Source organism: Acinetobacter sp. NRRL B-65365 (assembly GCF_001605865.1).
Lineage (GTDB): Bacteria > Pseudomonadota > Gammaproteobacteria > Pseudomonadales > Moraxellaceae > Acinetobacter > Acinetobacter vivianii.
This window is the reverse complement of sequence record NZ_LRPD01000024.1, coordinates 33,449-56,444: the sequence shown is the minus strand read 5'-3', so window position 1 is coordinate 56,444 and position 22,996 is coordinate 33,449. Positions and strand designations below refer to the sequence as shown.

The 22,996-nt window shown below is 40.9% G+C and carries 17 protein-coding genes and 1 tRNA gene; 5 read left to right on the top strand and 13 right to left on the bottom strand.

Annotated elements, in window-relative coordinates:
* The first annotated feature begins 71 nt into the window (after positions 1-71).
* Complete coding sequence (locus AWW72_RS10545) at positions 72-755, top strand: pirin family protein (RefSeq protein WP_062847296.1); 684 nt, start codon at positions 72-74, stop codon at positions 753-755.
* A gap of 654 nt (positions 756-1,409) precedes the next feature.
* On the opposite strand, the gene AWW72_RS10540 is transcribed toward AWW72_RS10545, so the two are convergent.
* The 9 genes from AWW72_RS10540 to efp form a co-directional block, all read right to left on the bottom strand.
* Positions 1,410-2,027, bottom strand: coding sequence for a thiol:disulfide interchange protein DsbA/DsbL (locus tag AWW72_RS10540; protein ID WP_047428585.1), 618 nt, complete (start codon positions 2,025-2,027; stop codon positions 1,410-1,412).
* Positions 2,028-2,309: 282 nt separating this feature from the next.
* Positions 2,310-3,137 (bottom strand): hypothetical protein, encoded by an 828-nt coding sequence (locus AWW72_RS10535; protein ID WP_062847295.1) that lies wholly within the window; start codon positions 3,135-3,137, stop codon positions 2,310-2,312.
* A 624-nt stretch (positions 3,138-3,761) separates the two neighbouring features.
* Positions 3,762-3,838 (bottom strand) — tRNA-Val (locus AWW72_RS10530).
* 35 nt (positions 3,839-3,873) lie between these two features.
* Positions 3,874-5,862, bottom strand: coding sequence for a transglutaminase TgpA family protein (locus tag AWW72_RS10525; RefSeq protein ID WP_062847294.1), 1,989 nt, complete (start codon positions 5,860-5,862; stop codon positions 3,874-3,876).
* Positions 5,863-5,864: 2 nt separating this feature from the next.
* Positions 5,865-6,782 carry a DUF58 domain-containing protein gene (locus AWW72_RS10520; protein ID WP_062847293.1) on the bottom strand — a complete coding sequence of 306 codons (918 nt, stop codon included), beginning with the start codon at positions 6,780-6,782 and terminating at the stop codon, positions 5,865-5,867.
* A gap of 13 nt (positions 6,783-6,795) precedes the next feature.
* The gene (locus AWW72_RS10515; RefSeq protein WP_062847292.1) at positions 6,796-7,755 is read right to left on the bottom strand and encodes an AAA family ATPase; all 960 of its coding nucleotides are present in this window, start codon (positions 7,753-7,755) and stop codon (positions 6,796-6,798) included.
* A 78-nt stretch (positions 7,756-7,833) separates the two neighbouring features.
* Positions 7,834-8,139: a YbdD/YjiX family protein gene (locus tag AWW72_RS10510; RefSeq protein ID WP_171067253.1), complete on the bottom strand. Its 306-nt coding sequence runs from the start codon at positions 8,137-8,139 to the stop codon at positions 7,834-7,836.
* Positions 8,139-10,241 carry a carbon starvation CstA family protein gene (locus AWW72_RS10505; RefSeq protein ID WP_062847291.1) on the bottom strand — a complete coding sequence of 701 codons (2,103 nt, stop codon included), beginning with the start codon at positions 10,239-10,241 and terminating at the stop codon, positions 8,139-8,141. Before AWW72_RS10505 ends, AWW72_RS10510 begins: the two co-directional genes overlap by 1 nt.
* 194 nt (positions 10,242-10,435) lie before the next feature.
* Positions 10,436-11,005 (bottom strand): elongation factor P, encoded by a 570-nt coding sequence (efp, locus tag AWW72_RS10500; RefSeq protein WP_004652839.1) that lies wholly within the window; start codon positions 11,003-11,005, stop codon positions 10,436-10,438.
* Positions 11,006-11,094: 89 nt separating this feature from the next.
* Between efp and epmB the strand changes: the two genes are divergently transcribed.
* Genes epmB through AWW72_RS10485 form a run of 3 tightly spaced genes read left to right on the top strand, consistent with a single transcriptional unit; the run spans position 11,095 to position 15,951 of the window.
* Positions 11,095-12,111 (top strand): EF-P beta-lysylation protein EpmB, encoded by a 1,017-nt coding sequence (epmB, locus tag AWW72_RS10495; protein WP_062847290.1) that lies wholly within the window; start codon positions 11,095-11,097, stop codon positions 12,109-12,111.
* Positions 12,112-12,124: 13 nt separating this feature from the next.
* On the top strand, positions 12,125-13,879 hold the full coding sequence (locus tag AWW72_RS10490; RefSeq protein ID WP_004770456.1) for a cyclic-di-GMP receptor FimW-related protein: 1,755 nt from the start codon (positions 12,125-12,127) through the stop codon (positions 13,877-13,879).
* A complete protein-coding gene (locus tag AWW72_RS10485) occupies positions 13,861-15,951 on the top strand; it encodes an EAL domain-containing protein (protein ID WP_062847289.1) in 2,091 nt (696 codons plus the stop codon). Before AWW72_RS10490 ends, AWW72_RS10485 begins: the two co-directional genes overlap by 19 nt.
* A 99-nt stretch (positions 15,952-16,050) precedes the next feature.
* On the opposite strand, the gene rpmE is transcribed toward AWW72_RS10485, so the two are convergent.
* From rpmE to AWW72_RS10465, 4 genes are all read right to left on the bottom strand, one after another.
* On the bottom strand, positions 16,051-16,275 hold the full coding sequence (gene rpmE, locus AWW72_RS10480; protein WP_004770458.1) for a 50S ribosomal protein L31: 225 nt from the start codon (positions 16,273-16,275) through the stop codon (positions 16,051-16,053).
* Between the two features lie 199 nt (positions 16,276-16,474).
* Complete coding sequence (locus tag AWW72_RS10475; protein ID WP_171068038.1) at positions 16,475-17,449, bottom strand: bile acid:sodium symporter family protein; 975 nt, start codon at positions 17,447-17,449, stop codon at positions 16,475-16,477.
* A 133-nt stretch (positions 17,450-17,582) separates the two neighbouring features.
* Positions 17,583-17,984 (bottom strand): lactoylglutathione lyase, encoded by a 402-nt coding sequence (gene gloA, locus AWW72_RS10470; protein WP_004770462.1) that lies wholly within the window; start codon positions 17,982-17,984, stop codon positions 17,583-17,585.
* Positions 17,985-17,986: 2 nt separating this feature from the next.
* Positions 17,987-20,158: an AmpG family muropeptide MFS transporter gene (locus AWW72_RS10465; RefSeq protein WP_062847288.1), complete on the bottom strand. Its 2,172-nt coding sequence runs from the start codon at positions 20,156-20,158 to the stop codon at positions 17,987-17,989.
* Positions 20,159-20,342: 184 nt separating this feature from the next.
* On the opposite strand from AWW72_RS10465, the gene AWW72_RS10460 reads away from it, so the two are divergent.
* Positions 20,343-22,979, top strand: a complete 2,637-nt coding sequence (locus AWW72_RS10460; protein ID WP_062847287.1) for a Lon protease family protein — start codon at positions 20,343-20,345, stop codon at positions 22,977-22,979.
* Positions 22,980-22,996: the final 17 nt, after the last annotated feature.

Sequence of the window (22,996 nt, the reverse complement as noted above, 5' to 3'; positions counted from 1 at the left end):
AGACTATTTATCCCTATTATGAATCGATAATATAAACATCAAGCAGAACATAATAATTTGGGAGATGAAAGATGAATGCTTATCTACATCGCAGTGAAAATCGTGGTCATGTCAAAGCTGGCTGGTTAGACACCTATCATAGCTTTTCATTTGGTAGCTGGTACAACCCGAAATACATGGGTGTCAGTGCCCTTCGCGTAATTAACGACGATACGGTTGCTGCACATAACGGTTTTGGTACTCACCCCCATGACAACATGGAAATCCTGACTTGTGTACTGGATGGTACCATTTCCCATAAAGACAGCATGGGCAATGAAGGCCAGATCAATGCCGGTGAATGGCAATTGATGAGTGCGGGTACAGGCGTGACCCACAGTGAAATGAACAAGCACGATAAAGCGGTGCATCTGTTACAGATCTGGATTCAACCGAATGTACAAGATGCTGAACCAACCTATCAGCAAATTCAGCTCAATCCAAAAGATCATCCAAACCAATGGCACTTGATTGCAGGTGATGAATCTGCACCGATGTCGATTCGTCAAAATGCTGAAGTAAAAACTGCAGTGATTGAAAAGAATCAACATCTAGAGATTACAGCAAAGAAAAAACTGAACTATGTGCACGTGATTTCAGGTGAAGTGATGATTGCAGATCATTTAGTAAAAGCTGGTGATGCCTTGATATTTGATGAAACAGCAATCATTACCGCACTACAAGACAGTCAGATGATTTGGTTTGATCTACCTTAAGCCCCAGTTTAACTCGTACTCCTCCCTCGGGGGTACGAGCTTTTTAATCACTACTTCCTCCACTGTCACAACTACCCGAATCTGAGCTACTACTGTCGCTTATACTACAGTGATCTATATGTCTGGAATCATTAGGTTGAGATGAATCATTGATATAAGGTGTTGGCGAATATGAATGGCTCGAGTCAGAAGAAGCTTGCCTAGCACACGTTTTCTTTACCAAGAAAATGAATAAAATCAAGCCAATGACAATAAATACAATAATAAATAGCAGCATTAGAAATCTTGAGTACCCTGCCAATCTTTAGAAACGGCTATATCTTGAGTCTATGTTTTAAAAAAGATAGACATTAAAAAAGCCCGATTAACGGGCTTTTCTACAACCTTGAACATTTTTAAAAACAATCTAAATTGTTTCGTTCGTTGTTAGCTGTGTATTCAGGTCATCATATCTTTTTGCATTTAGGCAAGATTTCTCTTAAATCCCAAATAGTATATGACTTCCTTATTGATTAAATTAGCACCAATCACGAACGGGGTCAAGCATTGTTCGCATGTTTAAAAAACTAGAGTCAGCAAACCTTGACCATGTTAAATAAAACTTTCTGGTGGCTGACTGCAAATCAAAATAATGTCGTCGAGAAAACGTAAAAATTATTTCTTTTTGCGTTCTTTATCTACCAGATATTCAACGACCTGAACCACTTTTTCATCACCGCCCTGCACAATATATTTGCCATTTACCACAACCGCTGGCACACCTGTGAGTTGGTATTTACGGGCCAATTGATTAGATTCGGCAATTTTTGCAGTGATTGCAAAAGAATCAAACATAGTATTAAATTTTTTCTCAGGCACACCATATTTTGTAAAGAACTTAGCAAAAGCATCCTTCTGCAAAACTTTTTGGTTGCCTGAAAAATTAGCATGGAATAACGGTAAATGTGTACGCTTACGTACCCCTAAGGCCTCACTCACATAATATGCACGTGCACCTTGTTCCCACATGGGAGTCATTGCTGCTGGCGTACGAAGAAAATACACATCATTTGGAATTTTCTTTAACCAGCTTTGCATATGTGGTTCTAATTTAAAACAATAGGTACACCCATACCAAAAGAATTCACGTACCTCGATTTTATCGGGCACGGACGTTTTTTCTGGATTTTGTACAACCGTATAATCTTTACCCGCAACAAAATCAGCAGCCATCGTATGTGTAGAAAAGACTGCAAAAATTACAGCTACACTCTTTAAAATAAAATTTTTCATTAATTTCGCTATCCTCACAGCGCTTTTTAGTGCGCTTGAGTCTTTATAAAAAAACACAATTCCAAGACGTTATCGTAGAATCTGTTCACATCCTTATAACAGGAGAATTAAGCTACGACATTAATATTTTACAGGGGAAATAGTTCACAACAGGCAAAATTTATAATTTTTTCATTAAAATCAAAAATTAAACTACAAAAACACAACAGCTTCACGGGGCTCTTATTAATGTCGCTATCCCTATTGACTCTTTTGTCGGTGTACCCAAGCTTGTTTTATAAACTATTCCCATTGTATTTCACCATTTTCAAAAATCTGTTTAGATTTTTTATCAATTTTATATTTGTATAATCCATAATCATATTTATCCAAAATATTAATTGTAATAGTATGGATTGGTTTTAAAAACGCCTCTGCTATATTCACATCCAATGCTATATTTATAGCACCATCTGAAGCGACTCCATCATACATAAAGCCATTAATATCAGAATGTTTTCTCTGAAAAATTCTTAATAAAGACTGAGTATGTATATAATTAGTCTCACTTGCATCAGGATCATTTAATAAATCAGACAGAAAACTATCTAGATATAGATAGCTTTGAAAAGCGACTTGATCTATTTCAAAAAGTGAGTGCAATGTTTTCTTTATATATGTACCAATTTCCTCACTATACTTTGACTTCCCTCTCCTAAAAACATTCTTCTTTTCACCAATTATGGCAAATCTCGGTGAAATCTGTTCGTTGGATTCATAAGCTATAATTTGAACTCTATCACCAACAACAGTACGGATTTCATCAAGAGCGCATAACATGTTCTGTGTCAAATAGTATACTGGATCTAAAGCAGCATTTAACCTATTGGCGCATGTTAATGAAGTTGGCGGTGCTCCCAATTCTCTCACATGGTCATAACTATTACTGGATTCTAGTTTTCTAGCTCTAAAAAATAATCCATCTCTCTTAATGCTTTGAAAATTAATAATACTATAATAGTTCACCAAAAATGTAAGCTTCTCTTCAACGGCTGCTTTATCAACTTTTTCTTGCCTAATTCCATCACACATTTTCTTTAGAAAATCTATATTTAGAAGATCATGGTTCATTTAAATTTTTCTCAATTACATATATCAGTTTTACAAATCAAAAATCTACATAAGCAATTTTATTTATGAGAGTTCAATGCCTACCTCACTCAAATTAAGCTTAACTGAATTTTAAGGCATCCGATATTTTATAATAGTTATATTCTATTAATAGCTAACTTATCAATTACAACGGTAATTACACATGAATTAAATTACTTGTAATTATAGATGGAACTTCCTACCATCCATTTACCCTATTGCTAATAAGGATTCCTTTAGTATTTTTTAGAATTTTCTTATCAGTGTAATAAATATATCCTTCCTCATCTTTATCTGAGGTAATAACGGGTTGACCGTATGCTGAGGTCTTCTTTTCAAGAGAGTTCTACTCTTTACTGGATAGCCTTCTTGCTGCTCTTAGAATATATCCAGATCATCTGTAACCTTTTAATTATTGAGATAGTTCAGCCTACGTATAACTAACTTATTACCACACTTATTCAAATCCTAAACTCAAGTAATTTTCGCGCTTATCCACATTAGAGCGTGAATTAGTTCCCCGAAAATACCCCAAAAACGCCCCCCAAACAAAAAACCGCCAATTAAGGCGGTTTTTTAAGTTGCTGATTTATCAGCTAATCTTGGTAGGTATATCCAGACTCGAACTGGAGACCTCTACGATGTCAACGTAGCGCTCTAACCAACTGAGCTATACACCTAGAATGAGAAGCATCATATTCATTTTTTTGACGCTTCACAAGTTTTTTTGCGACTGTTTTATTACAATCGCACAGTCTTTAAGCAACTGCTTAAACTCTTGGGTATTTACCTTATCCTTTTGCTCTAAAAATACGATTTTTTGATATAACACAGTCACTTGTTTAAATGAATCTTTCTCCTCAACCAACATAGAGAGTCGCAGCATCCAGCTTTGAAAGGTTTCAGCTGGATATTTATGCAAATGCTTGGGCAATTGTTTTTCAAATTGAATAATCATGCGTTGATACTGATCTTGTTGCCCTCTTTGTCTCCACCAGTACCATCCTGCATAGATGATTAAAATACTTCCAATCCCAACAACTAAAACAATCACATAGCCATAGCTTGAATCCAAACCTAATCGGGATAACCAATTTTTCTGTTTTTCTGCATCATAGCCAACCACTTTGCTTTGCCATTGGTAACTTAAATAATCACTCCAGATGCGTACATTTTTCAAAAATTTAAATTGCTGCACACGCCAAGCCTGCGTTTGCCCATCTCCCCATACAGCCTGATCTTGCGCCAGATAATCTTGCATCCCCGTATCAATTCGTTGCGGTGCAATCATTGCAGTTGGATCGATCCTTTGCCATTTTCCATTCAGATAAACCTCGCTCCATGCATGCGCATCCAGCTGGCGTACTTCCCAACTTTGTCCGTCTGGCGCCAATTGTCCACCTTGATAGCCAGTCACCACCCGTGCAGGAATTCCGGCATAACGCATTAGCATGACAAAGCTAGATGCATAATGTTCACAAAACCCTTTGCGACTAGAAAACAGGAATTGATCAATCCGATCTCCACTCAAAGTGCCTGGCGTCAACGTATAGGTAAAGCCATTTTTCCTATACCACGACAGCACTGATTGTAAGTATTTTTCAGGCTGTCTCTGGTTCTGCTCAAATAATTGCTGCGCCAGTTGCTGTGCTTTTTTGTCTTTACCCGCATCAAATCGAGTATTCAGTTCAAGTTGACGCGGTGACAGAAAAACGGGCTCTGCTACTGTTCGCCCCAACCAAAGCATCTGTATAGGTTGATTGCGTTTAATTAGTTTAGAAGGACGAATACTATCATCTTGATACAGCTGTAAATAACGCTCTTGCGGAATCGAATATTCCAGTCCCATGATCCAGTTGGCTTGCTCATCCGCAGGTAAATATTGATAGCTGACACGGCGCGATGAGACCGGGATACGCTTTAAGTGCTGATTGTAAAAACTACTACTCCATGTGGTTCCATCATATTCGTCTAAAACCAACGCTCGCCAGTACAATTCTGATCGACTAGGCAAATCATACATCGGTGCGATGATACGAAAAGCCAAGGCAGACGATTGAGATAATTGAGCAATATCCCCCGGTGACATCCGATCACTGATGCCTGTGGTCGCGTGGTTCTGTTGAATAGGAATCGCCCAAAGCGGCGGTAAACGTGGGAAGAAAATAAACAGCAGAATAAAAAATGGCGTGGCAATCCCGACAAATTTTAGGATTTGCCTCATATCTTGTTTTAACTGATTGCTGGTCTGATTCTTCTGTTTAAATAAATCAGTTTGAATCCGATACAAGCCCATCAGGCACATCACAAATGCCACAAAGACAATCACGGCCATCCAGAATGCTTGACTATATAACAGTAAACTTGCACTGACAAATAAGGCAAAGTTAAAGACAATCAGCAGATCACGAGTGTTTTTAGATTCAAGACTTTTGGCAAATAAACAAGTTGTTAAAAATGCAACCCCAGCCTCTACGCCTAGCAAGCTTTGATACTGAATATAAATCAGCCCAATCGATAATAAGGTAAATGCTACTAAAAGCAGTTTAGGTAATGGTGTGATTTTTTGCTTGTGATAGCGCCATACCAAAGTCAACCAAACGATGCCCCACAATCCACTTAATGAAGCAGGAATAAAACTGACTTGACCCATCAGGATCAATCCTAAAGCAGCTAAAATACAAAAATAGATGGCTTTGGTCATGTTTAAGCCTGCGCAAGTAAAAGTCTGGCTTTCATCAATTGGATTTGGCCTTGCCCACTTTCCAGTCTGGCATGCGGCAAAATCACAGCATAGTCATCCCCTAATTGTTCACACTGTTCAATCAGCCCCATCATAAAACTTAATTTTTCCTCATGGCCTAATGCAGGTATTTGTTGATAGTCAATTTCTACATGTTGATGGTTGGCCTGCGCTTCAAACATTTTGATAAAGAAACTCTGCCCACGTGCAACCTGCTTCCATGCCACATTCTGATAAGAGTCTCCATGCTGGAAAGTTCTTAATTCTTTAAATTCATCCAGACTATCCTGCGCCGAAGTCGGCTGACTTTTATGTTCTTTTTGCCAATCATAGGCTTTCGGTGCAATCCAAACTTTTTGTTTTGGATATAAATACGTCCATGCACGGACTAATCCCAAAGGATAGGTCGCATAAATTTTCAACGCATCCAGTTCATATCTGCCTCGTTGTTCAGGCAGAACAGCAAGTTCTAGGCTATGCTGAGTTTGGTCCAGATACAGAAAATGTTCTTGTCCTTGCCAATCTAAACGCAAATATCGAACCGTCTGGACAGATTGTTTGAATAAAACTTTTAGGATTAGCGGCTGACCCACTTGCCCAACCTCTGCGGCGACCAGTTCAATCTCCAAGCCATGCAGTTGCTTAAAAGTCAGATAAAAGCTGATACAGAGAATGGCGCTGATTAAAAAGCAAAACCCGAGAATCAGGTTATTTGCATAATTAATCCCAGCAATAAATGTAATGACAATTAGAACCAGATATAAGAAACCTTGCTTATAAATAAACACCAGCACATCTTTCTGCAATAAGACCTTACTGCCTTCAACCTGAAAGCGCTTCGCAATCCATTGTTGTAGCTGCTGCTTTACTCCTTTTTGCATATGCCGATCTCAACTATAAGACATCGACTGATTGTAAAATCTGTCCAACTTCAACGTCACTCAGACTTAAACGATGTGCCACCACAGCGACAAATACAGTTTGTATATCATCTGTCATTACAAAGCTACGACCCTCAACCAATGCATAAGCTTGTGCCGCAACCTTCAACGCCAATACTCCACGTGTTGACAGCCCATGACGTAGCTTCCGTGTTTCAGCAGCCAAGTCCAAAATATAATTGAGTACGGCCTCGCTCAGAAAAACCTGCTTTGCCAGCTCACGTAAATGCAAAATATCAGCTTGATTAAATACAGCCTCCAGTTGATGGATCAAAACCTGACGTGAACGCTGTTGTAATAACAACTTTTCCGCTTGTCGAGAAGGATATCCCAACGACAAACGCATCAAAAAACGGTCGAGTTGAGATTCTGGTAAAGCATAAGTACCACTTTGAAACAATGGGTTTTGCGTGGCTAAGACCCAGAATGGTTGTGGCAATTCATAATGCACACCATCTACGGTAACAGCCCCTTCCTCCATTGCTTCTAATAAGGCACTTTGAGTTTTGGGACTACAGCGGTTAATTTCATCCGCCAACAAAATCTGGGTAAAAATCGGCCCTTGCTTAAACTCAAATAGATGTTCTTTTTGATTAAAAATATTGATCCCAATCACATCACTCGCCAACATATCGTTGGTGAATTGAATCCGCTGGAAATGCAACCCAGCCAGACGCGCCAAAGCACTGGCTAAAGTGGTTTTACCTAAGCCAGGTAAATCTTCAAACAACACATGACCACCCGCCAACAAGCAAGTCAGCGCCAATTTGGTTTGTTGTGGTTTGTCTAAAATCAGTTGGTTTACTTCAAATAAGAATTGCTCAATCTTCTGGGCAAAGCTTTGAATATCTTGTTCTAATGCCTGATTCTGTTTTGTTTTCTCTTGAGCCGATGACTTTTCCATGCCCCACATTATTCTATCCCCAAAAATAAAACAGTGTATGTTCAACATACACTGTTTTGGTTTTTTTTCAAAGAAATCAAATAATTTCTAGCAAGGACACTTCTTCATATTGCCACCCGCAGAAGGATAACGTGCATCGATACAATGACGATAAAAAGTCTTTGCATCCATTGGCGTTAAATCTGGATGATGCGCCTTCATATGCTGCACATAGGTTTCATAATCAGGCACACCGACCATCAGACGGAAACTCTGCTGCAAACGTTGCCATAAAACAGCAATACGCGACCAATTCTTCGGTGACAAAAGTAAGTGTTTTTGCGACATGATGGTGAATTTAATAATCTTCACAATCACCGCGCTACCTTGCCGAGCAATTTTAAAATCCATCACTACTCTCCTTTGATGCTATTCGCAGTCATCGGGGTTTCTGAATAAACGGCTGGTGCTTCATTCGCGGTTGGTGTTGGGCTTGCCAAAGCACGGCGTATAATGCCAATTGATGCAATCACCATTACAATCGCAACAATCATAAAGAAACCGCAAAGTGCTGCATTGATTTGATTCGACATCACAATGGTCTGCATTTCCGCAACTGTTTTAGCTGGTGCAAGGATTTCACCACGTGCAATTGCATCAGAAAAACGATTCGCTTGTGCAAGGAAACCAATTTTCGGATTTTCGTGGAAAATCTTTTGCCAGCCCGCTGTCATCGAGGTAATGAACAAGAAAATCGTTGGGACAATCGTCACCCAAACATATTTCTCTTTCTTCATTTTGAATAAAATGACGGTTCCCAAAATCAGTGCCATCGAAGCAAGAATCTGGTTACCAATACCAAAGAGCGGCCACAACGAGTTAATCCCGCCGAGTGGATCAACCACACCTTGATAAACGAAGAAACCCCAACCTGCGACCGCGACAAAGGTCCCGACCATATTTCCAAAGAATGAACTTGATTGCTTGATCGCTGGAACCACGATACCCACTGTATCTTGCACCATGAAACGACATGCACGTGTTCCTGCATCGACAGCAGTCAAAATGAATAAGGCTTCAAACAGAATCGCAAAGTGATACCAGAACGCCATCATAGAGCGGTTATTGAAAATCTCGGAAATGATATGCGCCATACCAATTGCAAATGTAGGTGCGCCACCTGTACGAGACAGAATTGAACTCTCACCCACTTCCTGAGCCAGTAAGGTCAACATTTCTGGACTAACCACAAAGCCAAGATTACGCACCGCTTCCGCTGCAGTCTCGACTGAAGTGCCTAAAACTGCTGCAGGTGCATTAATTGCGAAATAAATACCCGGATCAAGTACCGTTGCACAGATCATTGCCATGATACCGACAAATGATTCCATCAACATACCGCCATAGCCGATCATACGAATATTGACTTCATTATCGACCAGTTTAGGGGTTGTGCCTGATGCAACCAGCGCATGGAAGCCTGAAATCGCACCACAAGCAATGGTAATAAATAGAAATGGAAATAAACTACCTGCAAATACAGGGCCTGTACCATCCACAAAATGCGTGACTGCTGGCATTTTCAGATCAGGCATCGCAAAGATAATCCCAATCGCCAAGCCTGCAATCACACCAATTTTCAAGAAAGTTGATAAATAATCACGCGGTGCTAACAACAACCAAACAGGTAAAACTGAAGCAATAAAACCATAAATAATCAGTGCCCATGTCAATTGCGTTCCACTGAGGGTAAATAACTGTCCCCAATATGGATCTTTCGCCACGTCACCACCGTAGACAATTGCCGCCATCATCAGCACAAAGCCAATAATTGATACCTCGGCAATTTTCCCCGGGCGGAGATAGCGCATGTAGATACCCATGAATAAAGCAATTGGAATCGTCGCTGCAATACTGAACACACCCCATGGGCTATGTGCCAAGGCTTTAACCACCACCAGTGCCAGTACTGCAAGGATAATGATCATTACGCCAAGCGTACCCAGCATCACAATGACACCAGCAAAAGTACCAAGCTCTTGTTTTGCCATCTCACCTAAAGAGCGGCCATCGCGTCGTGTGGAGATAAATAAAACCAGAAAATCTTGTACCGCACCGGCAATCACTACACCGACCAAGAGCCAGATGGTACCGGGTAAATAACCCATTTGTGCTGCAAGAATTGGCCCGACTAAAGGCCCCGCTCCAGCAATCGCAGCAAAATGATGACCGAATAAAACGAATTTATTGGTCGGTACATAGTCCAGACCATCGGCAAGGCGATGAGCTGGCGTTAACCGTTTAGGATTTAATTCAAAAACTTTGTTTGCAATAAATAAACTGTAGAACCGATATGCAATGCTATATACACAGACCGCAGCAAGAACCAACCAGACTGCATTGACATGCTCACCACGACTAACCGCCAATATCCCAAATGAAATTGCCCCAACAATGGCAACCAAACTCCATAGGAGTTTTGAGGAAAGTGTTGACTTCGCTTGTGTTGTCTCCATTCAAAACCTCTCAAATACATAACGCGTGGTTATTTAGATTTCCCTTTCTATATTTTCTGTAGAAGAAATATCTTTGTAAGTTTACCTTCTAGCTTCAATTATTTATCTAATACTTTGGCATAAAAAAAGGGATGATTGTTCATCATCCCCTTCGATAATTGTATATCTTGCGTAGCTCAGCTACGCCTTCACAATTATGCACGCTCTAGGTAGTCACCAGTACGGGTATCTACACGAACGCTTTCTTCTTGCTGTACGAATAATGGAACACGTACCACAGCACCTGTTTCAAGTTTCGCAGGCTTACCGCCACCGCCAGAAGTATCACCACGTACACCTGGATCAGTTTCAACGATTTTAAGTACAACGAAGTTCGGTGGGCTTACGGTTAAAGGTACGCCATTGAACAACATAATTGTACATTTTTCATTTGAATCGTCTTTTAACCATTTCGCAGCATCACCCATTGCTGTTTTATCAGCAGCGATTTGCTCAAAAGATACAGGATCCATGAAGTTCCACATTTCACCATCGTTGTAGAGGTAGTCCATTTCCACTTCTACAATATCAGCTGCTTCTAAAGAGTCACCTGATTTGAATGTTTTTTCTAATACTTTACCAGAGCGAAGGTTACGTAATTTCACACGGTTAAATGCTTGACCCTTACCTGGTTTTACATATTCATTTTCCATGATTGAACATGGGTTGCCATCAAGCATAACCTTAAGGCCTGCTTTAAAATCATTTGTAGAATAATAGGCCATGAAAGGCGCACTCCAAACTTAAAACTCAAATCTATTAATGCTAGACTACACGCACAGGTGTGACACTAACACTATTTTTAACGTATGGCATGATAAACTATTTACATCAAGAGCAAAACTGGCAATCGCAACTCAGTGACCTAATTACTGATCCTTTAGAGCTGTTAAATCTGCTTGAGTTATCTACCGATCAGCTATTATCAGGGGCAATCCTCGCCTCTGAAAAGTTTAAATTGCGCGTCCCGCGTGCATTCGTCGGAAAAATGAGCATTGGCGATCCACTCGATCCCCTGTTACTTCAAGTCTTGCCCCATCATCTGGAACTGGAAGAACATCCCGAGTTCGTGACCGATCCTCTGGGTGAAGAAGCTGCCAATCAAATGGCGGGAGTTCTGCATAAATACCAGTCGCGTTTTTTACTCACCTTGACTGGTGCCTGTGCAATTCACTGTCGTTATTGTTTCCGTCGACATTTTCCTTATCAGGAAAACCTGCCTAAAAATGACGACTGGATCAATATCAAAGCCTATATTGAACAAAATCCACAGATCAATGAAGTCATTTTAAGTGGTGGCGATCCACTGACTTTAAGTAACCGAAAACTTGCTTTGTGGCTAGAACGTCTAGCATCTCTCCCTCAGATCAAGATATTGAGAATTCATTCACGCGTTCCGATTGTGATCCCGAACCGTATTGATGAAGAGCTGATTTCTATATTAAAAAACAGTAGGCTACGCATTGTAGTAGTGGTACACTCAAATCACGCAGCTGAACTCGATGATTTCACCTGCTCAAAGTTATTACAGTTATCACTCCACCATATTACCGCGCTAAATCAGGCGGTTTTACTGAAAGGTGTGAATGATTCTGCAGAAACTTTAAATGCATTGAGTTTCCGTTTATTTGAAGCACGAGTAATGCCCTATTACCTTCATGTTTTGGATAAAGTCAAAGGTGCTCAGCATTTTGATTTAAGATCTTCAGAGATAGATCATATATACACTGATGTATTAGCAAGTTTACCAGGCTATCTGGTACCAAAACTTGTCAGGGAAATTGCGGGCGAAAAAAATAAAACACCGCTTTTTGGGGTTCAAACGTTCTGAGATTGATAACACAATGATGAATAATGCTTTTTCGGATATTTTTCAAATTCCAACTGTCTTGAGACGAGACAAACTCAGCTTTTGCGATACCAATTCGAAAAGTCTAAATGAATGGATTTCCAATTTATCCATCATGCAGTTGGGTGATACCTCTAAAGCATTATTTGCAGCCTTACTTGAACTGAGCGAACTTGAATGTCCTGAAACCTTACGTTTTGATTTGGTTCAGGTACTGCACCCAACCATTGAAAATGTTTTGGGAAGTCTGGAAAAGAACTTTTTCAATCAGGGCGTGATCAGTTCAGATCGTAATGAACATATTATTGAACTAGCCATGTTACTACGCTGTTATTTTGCAGCGATTTATATCAATATTGTCCGCCGTAGTAACGATCAGCTCGATCAACAGAAATTCTCTATCTTTGCGCTAAATCAAAAGAAAAATCTGCAAACGGCACGTACCCTCGCAACTTTTCAGTCCTTGCAACAACTGACGCAACTGCTCTATCAACAACATATGTTGTATAGCGAACCTGTGGCTGGACAATGGCTGATTGCGCATCAACTCTATGATGCAGCAGTGACACATAAATATCAGCATACCAATCTGGATCAGGTACAAGGCAAACCGAATGCATTGAGCAACATCTCACAAGCCTATGCACAATTGATTTTGATGGATATTTTTAATACCAATCAAATTCGCCAATCCGAAATTCAAGCGTTATTCCAGTGTAGTTTTGACTGGGCAAAAATGGTTCAGATCCTGACCAAAGAAACAGACCTGACCAAATATGTAGTCGACACCACCAAAGACCACCCACCTATTTATAATAAAAAACAAAGCTCTGGCTTTAATCCCAATATTTTTATTAGTACGCATAGCTTACTGGATCACGTCACGGCAACCCTGCATAAAAATGCAGAGTATGTTTCCAAGAATGAGAAGATCTATTTAACCCCTGCATTAAAATTCCATGTGCAAACCATTCTGGGCACGACAGCAGAACGTCGACATGAGCGTTATGAATATTCGGCTCAATTGCATATCTGTTTTGGCTTACTTACTGCTCACTTTTACCTGTCTAAAGCCAAGAATTTTTCAGAAACACTGCTGTTAGATCACAGTTACGGTCTGCAAAATGAATCAAAATTTATGTCTGCTTGGGATAAAAAAGGCTCAACGGACAATCAGGAATCGGCAATTCAACGTTTAAGCCGTGAAAGTAAAGCCGTTTACCAAGCCGATATCCTAGATATCAGTGTAAACGGTTATCGTATTAAATGGTCTGGGGAGGCGCCAAAGAACTTAAGAACAGGTGAATATATTTTAGTTAAAGAAACATCGCATGGGCATTGGCGTGGCGGTGTCATTCGTTGGCTCAAACAATCGACCGAGAAAAGCCTGGAACTCGGCTTAGAAGTGCTGGCACAGGAGATCTTCCCTTGTGCGGTACGTGTTCAGGCAGATCGCCACATCAGCAATTATCATCCTACACTTTTATTAAAAAACCAGAATTTGGATGAAACCAAAACAACTTTAATTTTACCAGGTTCACAAATTTTTCGAGAACACCAAGCTGTTCATTTAAGATTGGGGAAAGAGGAAGTAAAAGTGTACTTATTAAACGCACAATTAATAACCCAAAGTTTTGTTCAATTTGATTTTGAACTGCTGAATGATGAGGAACAACCGATTCTTCAGCGATATATGGCACAAAAGAATATGGACACCATTGATCAAGATTTATGGGAAGCTTTAAAGTGAGAAATTCTTTACTCTCTAAAAAATTAAAACGCACTGAAACACGTTTATTGATTATTGATGACAACCAGCTTCGTTATAATCAGATTTCAGCTTTATTTACGGCTCAAGATCATCAAATCAAAGCGACCTTGCTCGATGATCTCAAAACCTTCGAGAAACAACTTAATTTGCCTTGGGATATCGTTATTTTTGGTCGGGCCTACGACTTAAAAATCGAACAGACCCTCTCCCTGATTCAAGCCTCATCGCAACCAAGTTTGCCAGTTCTGTTACTCGAACCTGAGGACTATAAAGCCGATCAATATCAGGCTTATATCCATAAAGGCATTTATGATATCTTGAATCTAAAATCCCCAGAAAAATTCTATATCAGTATTATTCGTGCGCTTTCTTACAGCCGCTTAGTACAAGCAGAACATCGCTTGCTCAATGAGCTAGAAGCTGCACAAACGCAAGCGCAATCACTGGTTGCAGAAAGTCATAAAGCGGTTGCCATTTTGCAGGAAGGTATTCACATGAATGTGAATGCTGAATATGCAAATCTATTTGGTTTTGCCAATGCAGAAGAATTAGTTGGCTTACCAATTCTGGATGTATTGCAGCCAGAAGATTTAAGCCAGTTTAAACTGCGCTTTAAAAAGATTTCTCAAGGACAGTTTGAACAAGGCCGTTTTGAACTTCGCACACAAAATTCAACGGTGAAGCAAAATCCCCTTCATCTGGAATTCTTACCTTCAGGCAATGAAGATGAAATCCAGCTCAATATTGAATGTGGCACTTCATCTCAAGCGGCAGCAACGCCTTCAACAGCCGCACCAGTCGAGAAAGCATCAAGTCTAACCAGCGCCTTACAACATATTAACCGTCAGTTGACCAATCATCCTGCAAATGCCAATGCGCTGGTTTTATTCAGCTTAAGCAATTGCCCGAGTGAGGTTTTCCAAACCGATTGGCGTGGGACGCGTGCGTATTTTGCCAACATCCCTCACTTCATTAAAGAACAAGTAAACGTCCCTGTATGTCAGGTTGAACACGGTTTGTATGTCTCATTATTTCAAGCAGAATCAAAGAGCGTGCTCAATTCGCTTCTGATTGGTTTGAATAGCTTACAAAAACCACAACTTGTGGTGACCGATCATTACACCTTCCCACTACATTTAAAATTAGGCTATTGTGAAATTACCCAGCCAATTGCAGATGAAGTTCGTTTTGAACAGGTTTTAACCAAGGCTTTCCTGGTTCCTCTACCTGTGTTTAATAGCCCGAAAATTGATGCAGATATTGGCCTGACCACAGAACATATTCCTGTTGCTGTACAATTAACTCTGCTACAAGAGCTGAAAAAGAAACTTGATGCTGGCGATATCCATCTGAAATATCAGCAGCTCTATGACAAGCAGGATCAGCACACACATACTTATGAAGTATCTGGCGGGTTTATCTATAATAATCAGTGGCAGGATTTAAGTGATCTTGGCGACTTGAAAGATGATCCTGAGCTCTCTATTCAACTCGATCGCTGGATTCTTGTGGAGGCGTGCAAGCAGTTACACAACTTTATTACCCAATATCCAAAAGCGAAATTGATTGTAAATCTCAATCATCATGTCTTGCTGAATGATAAAAAGCTACCAGAACTCGTGGCGAAGCTGTTAACCATTATTGGCAGTAAACAAGCTCATCCTTTAATTTTGCAGTTCTCTGAACAATCACTGCAACAAAACCTGTCACAGGCACAACCGCAGATCGCTTTATTACGTCAGCACGGTGCCGAGATTTCAATCCGCGGTTTTGGTGATTCTCTCTACAGCGATTCTATGTTGCAGCAAATCGATGTTCAGTATCTGAGCTTGCATAGCAAACTCACCCAAATGCTAAGCGCTGAAAAAGAGATGGCGACACTACAAGAGAAGATTTTGCACTTTATTGGGCAAAAACCTGTCGAAATCTTTTTAACTGAACTCAATGATATGAACCTGTTTGCCAATGCATGGAATGTTGAAGCACGCTTTTTGCAAGGTAACTATTTCCAGAAAAAACTGGATCGTCTTACTGACGTACAGGATCAATAACGCCTTCTTAGGATTGAGGAACTGCTGCGAGTGTTCCTCAATCCAATAATCCACAGGCATAAAAAAACGGGCATATAGCCCGTTTTTTCTTTCTTGATATTAACGTTTGATAGAACGTGACATACCAGAGAAACGTTGTTTGAATTTGTCGATACGGCCGCCTGTATCCACATTCTTTTGTTTACCAGTATAGAATGGGTGGCAAGCTGAACATACGTCAAGGTAAATTGTTTCTTTACCAAGCGCAGATTTAGTTTCGATAACGTTACCACATGAACAAGTAGCAACTAATGTTTCGTATTTAGGGTGAATATCGGCGCGCATGGTCGATGCTCCTATTTAGTAAGAAAGGCTTAAGCTGTTATCGCAATTGATCACTCTCAACATGAGGAAAGCAAAGTGTTCTCACACTTGCAGATCAACACCACAACAGACCATTTCTTTTGACTCACCGAGACTCTAACGGTCAGAGCAAAGCCAACAAGTGGCGAGCATTATACGCCAATAAATTAAATTTTGCGAACTATTCTTGATTCGATTTTGACCAATGATTCGCAATAATGCCACAGACCATGAGCTGGATTTGATGAAAAATCATAATCGGCAGCACAATCATTCCCAAAGGCTGTCCAATAAACAGGATCTGCGCCATCGGGACACCACTCGCCAAGGTTTTCTTGGAGCCACAAAAGAAAATCGTAACCTGATCCGCTCGTGTAAAGCCTAACCATTTTGGCACATATAAAGCCAGCAACATCACGATGGTTAACAGTACCGAACATGCCAAGATTAAATAGAACAATGTCAGGCCATTCACCTGTTGCCATAGACCTGCAATCACGGCGCTACTAAACGCACCATAGACTACCATCAGAATCGATCCCTGATCGAAAGCCTTGACCAGACTTGGCATTTTAACCATATAAGGAAAAATATAAGGACGTAGCAACTGACCTAATACAAAAGGTACCAGTAGCAACAAAGTAATTTGCAGAATCGATTCGGTCGGATCAAAACCATGCTGACTTTGGCCTAAAATAAAATAGCTGACCAAAATCGGGGTAATCATCATGCCGACAATATTAGAGAAAGACGCACTACACACTGCCCCAGCCACATTGCCTTTGGCCATAGAGGTAAATGCAATTGACGACTGCACTGTTGATGGCAAGAAGCACATGAACAGGAAGCCCCAATAGAGTTGCTGGCCTAATAATGGCTCTAACACAGGCTTTGCCAATAACCCAATTGCTGGAAAAACCAAGAAAGTAAAAGCAAACACTAAAGCATGCATTTTCCAGTGCAGCATGCCTTCAACCACAGCTTCACGTGAAAGTTTTGCCCCGTGCAAGAAAAAAAGTACGGCAATTGCAACAGTCGTAAGAATATTAAAATAATGTGCAACCTGACCTGAAACTGGAAAAAAAGTTGCCAGTATCACCATCACAACCAATAAAATTGTAAAGCGGTCCAATGCCAATAATTTCAACATAACTATCCCTATCCACGCTAATAATGAAAAAGCCCAATATGGCGAATAATTCAACCATTTGATCAAATTACTCATCATACTGGGCTATTTAAATAAAGCTAGCGTTTTAGGCCAAAAATCTTGAACTTTAAAGCCAAGATTAGTTGTTATAGGCATCCTGATCTTGTTGAATCAATTCGACTTTATAGCCGTCTGGATCTTCTACAAAAGCAATAACCGTCACACCACCTTTCATTGGACCAGCCTCACGTACGACTTTACCGCCACGAGCCTTGATTTCTTCACATGCTTTATAAGCATCGTCTACACCAATCGCAATGTGACCATAAGCATTGCCCAAGTCATAGCTAGAAGTATCCCAGTTATGCGTGAGCTCAAGTACGGTATTGTCTTTTTCATCACCGTAACCCACAAATGCTAACGTAAAACGCCCTTCTTCATAGTCACGTTGGCGTAGCAATTTCATACCAAGTACCTCAGTGTAGAACTTTAAAGACTGTTCTAAATTACCTACTCGTAGCATCGTATGTAACATGCGCATAGTTATTCACCTTTCTGCTGTGTTGTCTGGTTTTCATGATCACGTAAAAGTTTCGCGACCCAAACCACAAGAACTAAAATTGGGATACCAATTAAAGTCGTCATTAAAAAGAAATTCGGATAGCCGATATTGCTGACAATTGTTCCCGAATACCCACCCAACAATTTAGGCGTGAGCGTCATGAGAGAACTGAAAATCGCATATTGAACAGCTGTAAATGATACGCTGGTTAAACTAGATAAGAAGGCGATAAATGCCGCACCTGCCAAACCAGAGGCTAAATTATCGATAATAATCGCTAAATACAACCATAAAGAACTATAGCTCTTAATCACCTTACCTGAGAGTTCAACAGTTCCAGCCTGACCCGGATCAATCACCGCCACAGGCTGAATATCAATATCTAGCGCCTCGGTATGTGAAGCAGTATCGATACGATATTGTCGTGTTGCCAGTAATTCATGACCAGTATTATTTTTCAGATTTGCCAAAGCAGTAATAGTTTTGCTGCTAGATGCTTGCAACAACTTGCCGTCCACCGCACCCGTAAATAAACCATTGGAATCAACTTTCGCGACAAATTCCTGACCATCGAGTTTTAAAACAACAGGACGTTCAATATTTAAATCTTCAGCTTTGATTCCTGCCAACTGCCCTTTAATCACCAGACTTTGTTTTAACTCTTTTGGCGTTAACTGGTCGTCATTACTAATCGGCAACAACTGGATTTGTGGCTGTTGCGAAGTAATTAAATAAGGCACTGCAAGTTGAATGTTTGAATCAGCTTGATTCTGATACTGGGTACTCACTTGAACTGAATTCGCTTTCGCCAAGACCTCATTCGGTACTTGCAACTTCCAATAGCCCACCTCATCGGTGTGTACCTGATAGCGTTGCTCACCCACCTGCACTTGTACCTGATCCAGTGGTTGACCAGATTTCACCAGACCAATGAAAATCAAATTGGTTGAACTTGCCAGCACCGCACCCACAAACATCAGTTTCATAATGTTCATACGTTGCGCCAGCAAACCACCAAGGAAACCACCAATCAGGCTAAATAAAACGCCATAGATCTTCACGGCTTCCGCAATCTGTTCTTTACTAAAGTTTAGATCCTGATAGAACACATTGGAAATAACCCCTGCAATGATGTCCGAGATACGGAAAAAACCGATAAGCAATAACAGCACCAATGCAAGCTTGACACCATAACGCTTAAAGAAGTCCAGAATAGGCGCAACCCAGGTTTCTTTCGCCATTTGCTGATTCACAATACCGATTTTGACCAGTCCAAAACCAATCAATAGCGCTGCTGCTGTAGCGGTTAAAAAGCGCAGGGCTTCCAGACCAAATAATGCGGCTGTGTCTTTAATGTCTGCTGATTTAGAAATTGCCTCTGTTACATTACCTGAATAGATATAACTCACCACGAATGTAGCGACTGCAATAAAAAACACAAAGACTAGGCGATAGTAATCAGTGGTTTTGTAGTGCTTGTGGATACGATTGACCTGAGGCTCACGTACACAAAGCGTGGTAATAATACCGATGACCATGACTGCGGCCATGGTTAAATAAGTATATTTCCAAGCCTCATAAATATAATTCCCTTTCGCAGTTCCGAGATAAGCCGCCAAGAACAAAGCACCTGCACCCGCAACAATCATCCCGATACGGTAACCAGCATTGTAAGTTGAGGCTAATACCGTCTGCATTTCAGTTTCAGCGAGCTCAATACGATAAGCATCAATCACAATATCTTGCGTTGCCGCCGAGAAGCCCAGTAACACAGCGCCCACAGCCATCTGGATCAAATAACTTTGTCCAAGTGCCGGATCAGAAAATGCCATGATACAAATCGCACAGATAATCAAACTTTGTGCAATCAGCAACCAGGCACGACGGCGACCCAAGCTTTTGGTTAGAAATGGAACTGGCAACTCATCAATCAGCGGTGCCCAGACAAATTTAAAGGAATATCCCAATGCAGCCCAACTAAAAAAGGTGACTGCACTCTTCTCAATGCCCGCCTCACCTAGCCATAAAGACAAGCTAGAAAAAATCAATAAAATTGGTATCCCCGCAGAGAAACCAAGAAATAACATAATCAGGGCACGGCGATCTAAAAATGCTTTAAATGCCGAAGCCCACCCAGTGGCTTGCGTTGTCATTGTTTATTATTTTCCAATAATCTATAAATGTGCTTATTCAATCGTTTCTTGCTCTTGCTTGCAAGTTGCTTTATGCAATCATTCTTTTGTTTTGTCGATAAAAAACACAAGTTCGCTTGATCTTTAGGTCCAAAACTGTATACCTTTAATTACTCAACTTACGTTTATTTGTTGGATAGCAACAGTGACCCAAAAACTTGATCAAATGACTGCAACAACTTTATCTTTAACACCAACAAACACGATTACAGCGAAGATCAATTCATTTCCAAGCGCTTTTGAGCAGACGGACATACAACCAACACTGATTAAAACAGCACTACGTGCAGACCAACTCACACATATTCCAGATTTAGCGGAAATACCAAGTTCAACCAAACGAATCAAGCCGCTTAATAACTTCTTAGGACAAGATCGCGCACGCGCTTCGGTTGAGGCGGGTATTGCCCTGCCTTATTCTGGCTATAATATTTTTGCTGTGGGGACAGCTGGACTAGGTAAGCGCACCATGATCAAGCGTTTACTACAACAACACGCCAAAACCATGCCAACCCCAGACGACTGGGTATATCTCAATAATTTTAAAAATCCGCGTCAACCGATTGCTTTGCGCTTTCCAGCAGGACAAGGCGTTAAATTCCAGAATGCCTTACAGCAAACATGGCAAATTATTCTTAAACAATTAGAACGTCGCTTTAGTGCCGAAAGTTATCACAACCGCATTGAACGTATTCGTCAGGCTACAGGCGATGTCCAACAACAGGCACTGGTCGAACTCACCAAAGAAGGTGAAGAACTCGATTTAAAACTGATTTCGCGTAATGACAAACATGTCTTTATTCCGATGCAACTCAAAGATAATGAATATCATGAGTTGACGCAGAGCGACCTCAATACGCTCAATAGCAAAGAGCGCGCTGAAATCACCTCAAATATTCGCTATATGGAGAAGAAACTTGAGCGCCTCGGATTACATCTCGGTGATCTGGAAGATGATGCACGCGATCAGGTTTCAAGTCTAAATCGAGATATCGCAACGCAAGTGGTCACGCCTCGGGTAGAATCGATTTTAAATAAAAATAAAGACGTTACAGGTCTGGATTTATATTTAAAACATTATGCAGAAGACATTATTGACAATGTTGAGCTCATTCTTGAACAAGAAGAGGATGACTTTACCCCAGCTTTATTCAACCGTGTTCCATCACGCTATCAAGCCAATGTCATTGTATCAAATAAACCGAACAGCGGTGCGCCAGTCATTTTTGAAGACTTCCCAACACACTACAACCTGTTAGGCCATGTTGAGCAACTGACCCATAACGGCACCATTACCACTGATTTTACCTTGATTCGTCCAGGTTCATTACATCAGGCCAATGGTGGTTTTTTAATGCTGGAAGCTGAGCAACTGCTTGAGCAACCTTATGCATGGCAGGGTTTAAAACGCGCATTAAAATCTGGTCAGCTTAAACTGTCTTCACTAGAGCACATGTTGACCCTAACAGGTAGTATTTCGATAGAACCTGCTTCAGTTCCCCTTGATATTAAAGTAGTTTTATTGGCAGAACCTGAAATTTATTATGAAATTTTAGAGGTTGAGCCAGAGCTCGGTAGTGTTTTTAAAATTCGCGCTGACTTTACAGATACATTACAACGTAATGACAGTAATGAGCAGGCATATATGCAGCTGATTGCGGATTATGTACAAGCCGACAAGCTATTGCCTTTTGATCGCTCTGCACTTGCAGCGTTACTGACGGATTCAAGTCGTCAGGCTGAAGACCAAAGCTCACTCTCTTTGCATGCCTCTACGTTAGGTGACTTAATTCGCGAAGCACATCACCATGCATTTAAAGCTGGCGACAAGATTGTGACCGATGAGCATGTCAATCAGGCATTGCATCACCGCCAATATCGCTTAGGCTATTTACGTGAACTCTACTGGCAGGATCTGTCTCGTGGGACACAATTGATTGAAACCTCTGGACATCGTCTAGGACAAATCAATGCCCTCTCGGTGATTCATTATGCTGATGTCGAGTTTGGTTTGCCTTCTCGTCTCACTGCATCTGTTTATCAGGGTGGCGGTGATATTCTGGATATTGAGCGCAGTGTCGAACTGGGCGGCTCTCTACATGCCAAAGGTGTGTTATTGATGTCGAGCTTCCTGAAAGCACATTTTGGTCGCGAACAAATCCTGCACTTCTCTGCCGCATTAGCCTTTGAACAAAGCTATGGTCAGGTCGATGGTGATAGTGCGACAGTTGCAGAATTGTCTGCACTGATCTCCGCAATCTGCCAGATCCCGATTGATCAATCTTGGGCAATCACAGGTTCGATGAACCAGTTAGGTCAAGTTCAGCCGATTGGTGGGGTCAATGCCAAAATTGAAGGCTTCTATGATGCCTGCAAATTGCAAGGTCTAACTGGCAAACAAGGCGTGATTATTCCGCGTCAAAACATGCAACACCTGATGCTACGTCAGGATGTCAGTGAGGCAGTCAAAGCTGGTCTCTTCCATGTTCACGCGATTGACACCATTGACCAAGCTTTAGAAATTTTGATGGCGCGCCCAGTCGGCACGCTGGATAAAAAAGGTCGCTACAGCAAAAACTCGATTTATGCTGCAGTGATGGAACAACTTGAGTACTGGCAAGCAATCGAAGACGGCGAAGCGGTTGAAGAGGACGAACCAAAGAAAAAGAAAAAGCGTAAAAAAGCCAAAAAAGATGAGGTGGAAGCAAAAGCTAAAGCAAGTGAAGAAAACACTGTAGAAGCTAAAACGCTAAAATCGATGATTAAAAAGAAAAGCAAATAAAGAAAAAGGCCATGTTC

What these genes read in the sequence shown, in the direction of transcription:
- AWW72_RS10545 (WP_062847296.1), top strand. Translation starts at nt 72, where the DNA reads ATGAATGCTTATCTACATCGCAGTGAAAATCGTGGTCATGTCAAAGCT.
- AWW72_RS10540 (WP_047428585.1), bottom strand. Translation starts at nt 2,027, where the DNA reads ATGAAAAATTTTATTTTAAAGAGTGTAGCTGTAATTTTTGCAGTCTTT.
- AWW72_RS10535 (WP_062847295.1), bottom strand. Translation starts at nt 3,137, where the DNA reads ATGAACCATGATCTTCTAAATATAGATTTTCTAAAGAAAATGTGTGAT.
- AWW72_RS10525 (WP_062847294.1), bottom strand. Translation starts at nt 5,862, where the DNA reads ATGACCAAAGCCATCTATTTTTGTATTTTAGCTGCTTTAGGATTGATC.
- AWW72_RS10520 (WP_062847293.1), bottom strand. Translation starts at nt 6,782, where the DNA reads ATGCAAAAAGGAGTAAAGCAGCAGCTACAACAATGGATTGCGAAGCGC.
- AWW72_RS10515 (WP_062847292.1), bottom strand. Translation starts at nt 7,755, where the DNA reads ATGTGGGGCATGGAAAAGTCATCGGCTCAAGAGAAAACAAAACAGAAT.
- AWW72_RS10505 (WP_062847291.1), bottom strand. Translation starts at nt 10,241, where the DNA reads ATGGAGACAACACAAGCGAAGTCAACACTTTCCTCAAAACTCCTATGG.
- efp (WP_004652839.1), bottom strand. Translation starts at nt 11,005, where the DNA reads ATGGCCTATTATTCTACAAATGATTTTAAAGCAGGCCTTAAGGTTATG.
- epmB (WP_062847290.1), top strand. Translation starts at nt 11,095, where the DNA reads ATGATAAACTATTTACATCAAGAGCAAAACTGGCAATCGCAACTCAGT.
- AWW72_RS10490 (WP_004770456.1), top strand. Translation starts at nt 12,125, where the DNA reads ATGATGAATAATGCTTTTTCGGATATTTTTCAAATTCCAACTGTCTTG.
- AWW72_RS10485 (WP_062847289.1), top strand. Translation starts at nt 13,861, where the DNA reads ATGGGAAGCTTTAAAGTGAGAAATTCTTTACTCTCTAAAAAATTAAAA.
- rpmE (WP_004770458.1), bottom strand. Translation starts at nt 16,275, where the DNA reads ATGCGCGCCGATATTCACCCTAAATACGAAACATTAGTTGCTACTTGT.
- gloA (WP_004770462.1), bottom strand. Translation starts at nt 17,984, where the DNA reads ATGCGCATGTTACATACGATGCTACGAGTAGGTAATTTAGAACAGTCT.
- AWW72_RS10465 (WP_062847288.1), bottom strand. Translation starts at nt 20,158, where the DNA reads ATGACAACGCAAGCCACTGGGTGGGCTTCGGCATTTAAAGCATTTTTA.